Below are 6,358 nucleotides of genomic sequence, written 5' to 3' on the forward strand. Positions count from 1 at the left end.
AGTGATTGAAAATGTCTAGTCATATTCAAATTTTTGATACAACACTTAGAGATGGCGAACAAACACCTGGCGTCAGTTTTTCATTTGAAGAACGGTTAAAAATAGCAGAACAACTCGAAAAATGGGGTGTCGATGTAATTGAAGCAGGCTTTCCCGCTTCAAGTCAAGGTAGTTTTGATTCTGTAAAAGCAATTGCACAAACCTTAAAAAAGACAACTGTGACTGGATTAGCCCGATGTCGTGAAGCTGATATCGATGCTGTATACGAAGCGACTAAAGACGCAGTCTCCCCTTCTATACATGTATTTATTGCGACAAGTCCGATCCATTTGAAGTACAAATTAAAAATGACGGAAGATGAAGTATTAGCTGCGATTACGAAATATGTCACTTATGCAAAAGAACGTTTTGAAGTTGTCCAATTTTCACCTGAAGATGCTACAAGAACACCGTTACCTTTCTTAATTCAAAGTGTACAAGCCGCTGTTGATGCAGGTGCTACTGTAATTAATATACCTGATACTGTCGGTTATACGTTTCCAACTGAATATGGCTACATTTTCAAAACATTAATTGAAAAAGTAAAGACTACGCAACCTATTACTTATAGTGCGCACTGTCATGATGACCTTGGTTTAGCAGTTGCCAATAGCATGGCCGCTATTGAAAATGGCGCTACACGTATTGAAGGTGCCGTCAATGGTATTGGCGAACGTGCTGGCAATACTGCACTCGAAGAAGTTGCACTAGGCTTATATGTCCGACAAGATCACTACCAAATTCAAAGTCGAATCAATCTTGAACTGACAAAGCAAACTTCTGATTTAGTAGCACGCTATGCTGGTTTGAGAGTTCCTCGTAATAAAGCAATTGTAGGTAAAAATGCTTTTAGCCATGAGTCTGGTATTCACCAAGATGGTTTTCTTAAAAATCCTGAAACCTATGAGATTATGACACCTCAATTAGTCGGTGTGAAAAATACAGAATTACCTCTTGGTAAATTATCAGGTAAACATGCATTCCAAGAAAAATTAAAGGCTTTAGGTTACAACATTGATGTAGAGGAACAAAAGACGTTGTTTAAATCATTTAAAGATATTGCGGATAAGAAAAAGCATGTCACAGATCAAGACATTCATGCGTTAATTCAAGATAGTGAACATGATAAGCATGCCCAATATCATCTTGATGCATTACAACTTCAATTCGTTTCAAATGGTTTACAAAGTGCAGTCGTCGTCATTAAAGATAACGCTGGACAAGTTTATCAAGATTCAAGTATAGGAACAGGCTCTATTTTAGCTATTTATAATGCAGTAGACCGCATTTTTAAAGTTGAAACTGCATTATTAGATTATCGCATTGATGCTGTAACTGAAGGTTCTGATGCACAAGCTGAAGTTCATGTCCGTGTAGAAGTCAATGGACAAGAATATACAGGGGTTGGCTTTGACCATGATATTATCTATGCGTCATGTAAAGCCTACGTAGAAGCTGTAGCTAAATCAACAACGCCTGTGGTCAAGGTAGGTGCTACAGAATGACATTCAACCTTGTTGCACTTCCAGGCGATGGTATTGGACCAGAAATAATGGCAGGCACGTTAGAAATTCTTAACGAGCTTGCCACAAAATTCAATTTTAACTGTCATGTCGATACTTATGATATAGGTGGTTGTGCCATTGATCGCTATGGCACACCTTTGCCTAATGAAACACTACATGCTTGTCAAAATGCGGATGCTATTTTGTTAGGTGCCATCGGTGGTCCTAAATGGGAAAATCCCGATTGTCGTCCAGAGCACGGCTTACTTCAACTTAGAAAAGCTTTGAATTTATACGCAAATATACGTCCCACTCGTGTAACACCTTATACAGTGGACTTGTCACCTATTAAACGTGAGATTGTTAATCAAACCGATTTAATCATTGTAAGAGAACTCACTGGAGGGCTTTATTTTGGTGAACCGCGTTATTTTAATGCAAATGAAGCAGTAGATACACTGGCGTATAGTAAAGCGGAAATAACGAGAATTGCACATACTGCTTTTAAACTTGCACAATCTCGTCGAGGAAAATTAACTTCCGTCGATAAAGAAAACGTGTTATCAAGCAGCAAACTTTGGCGTAAAACGATTAATGAAGTTGCACAGCACTATCCAGACGTCGAAGTGGAACATTTGCTTGTTGATGCATGTAGTATGCATCTCATTAAACGACCTGCTGAGTTTGACGTCATCGTAACAGAAAATTTATTCGGAGACATTTTAAGCGATGAAGCCTCAATGTTACCTGGTTCGTTAGGACTTTCCCCTTCTGCAAGCTTTAGCACAAATGGGCCTTCACTCTATGAACCGATACATGGCTCTGCCCCTGATATCGCTGGACAAAATAAAGCCAATCCTTTCGGCATGATTTTGTCACTCGCCATGTGTTTACGCCAATCCGCACAACAAGAAAAAATGGCACAACTTTTAGAACAAACCGTTGACCATTTACTTAAAAATGGCATTACAACGTCTGACTTAGGAGGTCATTATGGGACTAATGCAGTGTTCCATCACTTTATACAGGAATTAAAGGAGGCTTAACAAATGAGTAAGACACTTTTTGATAAAATTTGGGATCAGCATATCATTACGGGACAAGATGGTGAGCCACAACTCTTATACATCGATTTACATCTTATTCATGAGGTGACGTCTCCACAAGCATTTGAAGGGTTAAGATTACAAAATCGTCAATTACGACGACCTGATTTAACTTTTGGAACATTAGATCATAACGTCCCGACTGTCGACATTTTTAATATCCAAGATGAAATTGCAAATAAGCAAATACAAGCTTTACAACAAAACTGTAAAGATTTTGGCGTTCAACTTTTTGATATGGGGGCTGACGAACAAGGTATCGTACATATGGTAGGACCAGAAACAGGACTCACTCAGCCCGGTAAAACAGTTGTATGTGGAGATTCACATACAGCGACACATGGTGCTTTTGGTGCGATTGCCTTTGGTATTGGAACGAGCGAAGTTGAACATGTTTTTGCAACACAAACGCTTTGGCAAACAAAGCCTAAAAACTTAAAAATTGAAGTCACTGGTGTACTTCCAAAAGGCGTTTATGCTAAGGATATTATCTTATATTTAATTAATCAGTATGGTGTTGATTTTGGAACAGGTTATGCACTTGAATTTACTGGTAAAACCATTCAATCACTTTCAATGGAAGGTCGTATGACAATATGTAATATGGCGATCGAAGCAGGTGCAAAATATGGCTTAATCCAACCAGACCAAATAACGTATGACTATCTTAAAGGTCGTCGTTATGCTCAAGATATGGATTTAAAAATGCCACAATGGCAACAGTTGTATAGTGATGAAGACGCACATTTTGATAAAGTGATTCAATTAGACGTTTCAGATTTAGAGCCTCAAGTAACTTGGGGAACAAGTCCAGAAATGGGTGTTTCGTTTAGTACACCTTTCCCAGAGTCTAAAGATAGTAATGACGAACGAGCTTACCGTTACATGGATTTAAAACCTGGCCAGTTCGCTAAAGACATTCCTTTAGCCTACGTCTTTTTAGGTTCTTGTACGAATGCAAGGCTCTCTGATTTAATTGAAGCGAGTCATTTTGTAAAAGGCAAGAAAATTCATCCTAATATTACAGCGATTGTCGTTCCAGGTTCTCGTCAAGTAAAAAAAGAGGCAGAAGCACTAGGGCTTGACGTTATCTTTAAAGACGCAGGGTTTGAGTGGCGTGATCCTGGATGTAGTATGTGCTTAGGAATGAACCCAGATCAAGTCCCTGCTGGTGTCCATTGTGCTTCAACAAGTAATCGTAATTTTGAAGGTCGACAAGGAAAAGGTGCGAGAACACATCTTGTGTCCCCTGCTATGGCAGCAGCTGCAGCCATCCAAGGTCACTTTGTAGATGTAAGAAAGGAGATTGAAGCATAATGGAAATCAAACCTATCACTCAATATACAGGTAAAGTTGTTCCTTTATTTTATGACAATATTGATACAGACCAAATTATTCCGAAAGCCCATTTAAAACGTATTTCCAAAACGGGTTATGGCCCCTTTTTATTTGATGAATGGCGTTACCTCTCTGATGGTTCAGACAATCCAGACTTTATATTAAATGATGAAAACTATAAAGATGCAACCATTTTAATAACGGGTGATAACTTTGGGTGTGGTTCGAGTCGAGAACATGCCGCATGGGCGCTAAAAGATTTTGGTTTTCAAGTGATAATTGCTGAAAGTTTTAGTGATATTTTTTATATGAACTGTACAAAAAATGCACTTTTACCCATCAAATTAGACCAGAATGCACGAAAACATTTAGCTCAATTTAAAACCATTACTGTCGATCTCCCTCAACAAACTGTACAATCACCAGAACAAACTTTTCATTTTGAAATTGATTCAACATGGAAAGAAAAACTAGTGAACGGTCTTGATGACATCGCAATCACATTAAAATATGAAAAAGAAATAAAAGATTATGAACTTAAATATACTTAAGGAGTAAAAGAGATGTCTAATCTTCGAACAACTGTACATGCACAAGATGTGGATGATGCACACTTACGTCTTAAAAACATCGTAAAAGAAACACCTTTAGAAAAAGATCATTATTTATCGCTCAAATATCAATGTAATGTCTATTTAAAGCGTGAAGATTTGCAGTGGGTCCGTTCATTTAAGTTGCGAGGTGCCTATAATGCCATTGCAGTATTACCCAATGAACAAAGGATTCGTGGTATCACTTGTGCAAGCGCAGGAAATCATGCACAAGGTGTCGCATATACTGCGAAAAAACTGAATCTTCATGCCGTTATTTTTATGCCAGTGACAACGCCAAAACAAAAAGTTAATCAAGTTCAATTTTTTGGTGATGCCAATGTCGAAATTAAGCTCATTGGTGATACATTTGACGATTGCTTAAAGGCTGCGCTGGCATACACCACATCACATGGTATGACTTTTATCGATCCATTTAATAATGTACACACGATTGCTGGACAAGGCACTTTAGCTAAAGAAATGATTGAACAATCAGAAAAAGAGAATCTTAAAATCGACTATGTTTTCGGGGCCATCGGGGGTGGCGGACTCATGTCGGGTGTGTCTACTTATTTTAAATCCTATTCACCACAGACACAGATGATTGGCGTAGAACCTTTAGGCGCAAGTAGTATGTATCAGTCGATTAAACAAGGTCATGTTGTAACACTTGAAAACATTGATAAATTTGTAGATGGCGCCTCTGTAGCCCGTGTGGGAGACATTACATTTGATATTTGCCGTGAGACTTTAGATGATTACATCCAAGTAGATGAGGGTGCAGTGTGTTCTACGATATTAGACATGTATTCTAAGCAAGCAATCGTAGCTGAACCTGCTGGTGCGCTAAGTGTAAGCGCATTGGAACAATACAAAGATAAAATAAAAGGTAAAAATGTCGTATGTATCGTTTCTGGAGGAAATAATGATATCAATCGAATGAAAGAAATTGAAGAGCGCTCTCTTCTTTATGAAGAGATGAAACATTACTTTATCCTCAATTTTCCTCAACGTCCTGGTGCATTAAGAGAATTTGTTAATGATGTATTAGGACCCAATGATGATATTACAAAATTTGAGTATTTAAAAAAATCTTCCCAAAATACGGGAACTGTGATTATAGGTATTCAACTACAGAGACATACCGATTTAGAACAGCTCAAGCAGCACGTGAATCAGTTCGATCCGAAGAATATTTATATTAATGAAAATAAAATGCTCTACTCATTATTAATTTAGCGTTAATTCGCGATTAATAAACGTTCAGATGAAACTGTTACCTTATAAAAACTTGGTGAATGTTAAAGAGATATGACTGAAGTGTATTTTAAATATACATCAACCAATGTGTGAAACTATGATTAATCGGAAATGTGGAATAAATGATTCAATTTCACATTTCCGATTTTTGTTTGATGTATGCGAAATGTACTTTCCTCCTATTAATGACGAGACGTCTGAGAGAACAAGACGAGCCAAAGACGATAGGCTGAGGCTGCCTCTCGCAAAACGAAGTCATCTCATACGAAGTTTTATCATAGAAAGAAAGCGCTAAGACGATTTTCTAGTAAAAATCACCTTAGCGCTATTTATTTGGTTCTTCATTTTTTATGGTGGGATGACATAAGTCATCCTGCTTTTTTGTACAAAAATAGCGCAAATGCCTCTATAATTTTAAGTGACTAAACCAAAAATAAAGGAGACATATTGCGCCTATGTGTAATGATATATTAAAGTTACTAAAAATTAAAGATAATAATATTAAAATCACTAAAGT

General features: G+C 37.5%; 5 protein-coding genes. All 5 read left to right on the forward strand.

The window, feature by feature from the left end; all coding sequences use genetic code 11:
* Window positions 1-11: 11 nt before the first annotated feature.
* The 5 genes from HMPREF1208_RS06710 to ilvA are packed head-to-tail and all read left to right on the forward strand — an operon-like array spanning window position 12 to window position 5,820.
* A complete protein-coding gene (locus tag HMPREF1208_RS06710; protein ID WP_016425590.1) occupies window positions 12-1,544 on the forward strand; it encodes a 2-isopropylmalate synthase in 1,533 nt (510 codons plus the stop codon).
* Window positions 1,541-2,590, forward strand: a complete 1,050-nt coding sequence (gene leuB / locus HMPREF1208_RS06715; protein WP_016425591.1) for a 3-isopropylmalate dehydrogenase — start codon at window positions 1,541-1,543, stop codon at window positions 2,588-2,590. Before HMPREF1208_RS06710 ends, leuB begins: the two co-directional genes overlap by 4 nt.
* A 3-nt stretch (window positions 2,591-2,593) precedes the next feature.
* Window positions 2,594-3,967, forward strand: a complete 1,374-nt coding sequence (leuC, locus tag HMPREF1208_RS06720; RefSeq protein ID WP_016425592.1) for a 3-isopropylmalate dehydratase large subunit — start codon at window positions 2,594-2,596, stop codon at window positions 3,965-3,967.
* On the forward strand, window positions 3,967-4,539 hold the full coding sequence (gene leuD, locus HMPREF1208_RS06725; RefSeq protein WP_016425593.1) for a 3-isopropylmalate dehydratase small subunit: 573 nt from the start codon (window positions 3,967-3,969) through the stop codon (window positions 4,537-4,539). The genes leuC and leuD overlap by 1 nt, the downstream gene beginning before the upstream one ends.
* A gap of 12 nt (window positions 4,540-4,551) precedes the next feature.
* Complete coding sequence (gene ilvA, locus HMPREF1208_RS06730; protein WP_016425594.1) at window positions 4,552-5,820, forward strand: threonine ammonia-lyase IlvA; 1,269 nt, start codon at window positions 4,552-4,554, stop codon at window positions 5,818-5,820.
* The last annotated feature ends 538 nt before the right edge of the window (window positions 5,821-6,358 follow it).

The sequence above is a fragment of the Staphylococcus sp. HGB0015 genome (assembly GCF_000411275.1).
Taxonomy (GTDB): domain Bacteria; phylum Bacillota; class Bacilli; order Staphylococcales; family Staphylococcaceae; genus Staphylococcus; species Staphylococcus schleiferi.

Bases quoted from the DNA above. Each gene is read 5' to 3' on its own strand.
- HMPREF1208_RS06710 (WP_016425590.1), top strand. From the start codon at position 12: ATGTCTAGTCATATTCAAATTTTTGATACAACACTTAGAGATGGCGAA.
- leuB (WP_016425591.1), top strand. From the start codon at position 1,541: ATGACATTCAACCTTGTTGCACTTCCAGGCGATGGTATTGGACCAGAA.
- leuC (WP_016425592.1), top strand. From the start codon at position 2,594: ATGAGTAAGACACTTTTTGATAAAATTTGGGATCAGCATATCATTACG.
- leuD (WP_016425593.1), top strand. From the start codon at position 3,967: ATGGAAATCAAACCTATCACTCAATATACAGGTAAAGTTGTTCCTTTA.
- ilvA (WP_016425594.1), top strand. From the start codon at position 4,552: ATGTCTAATCTTCGAACAACTGTACATGCACAAGATGTGGATGATGCA.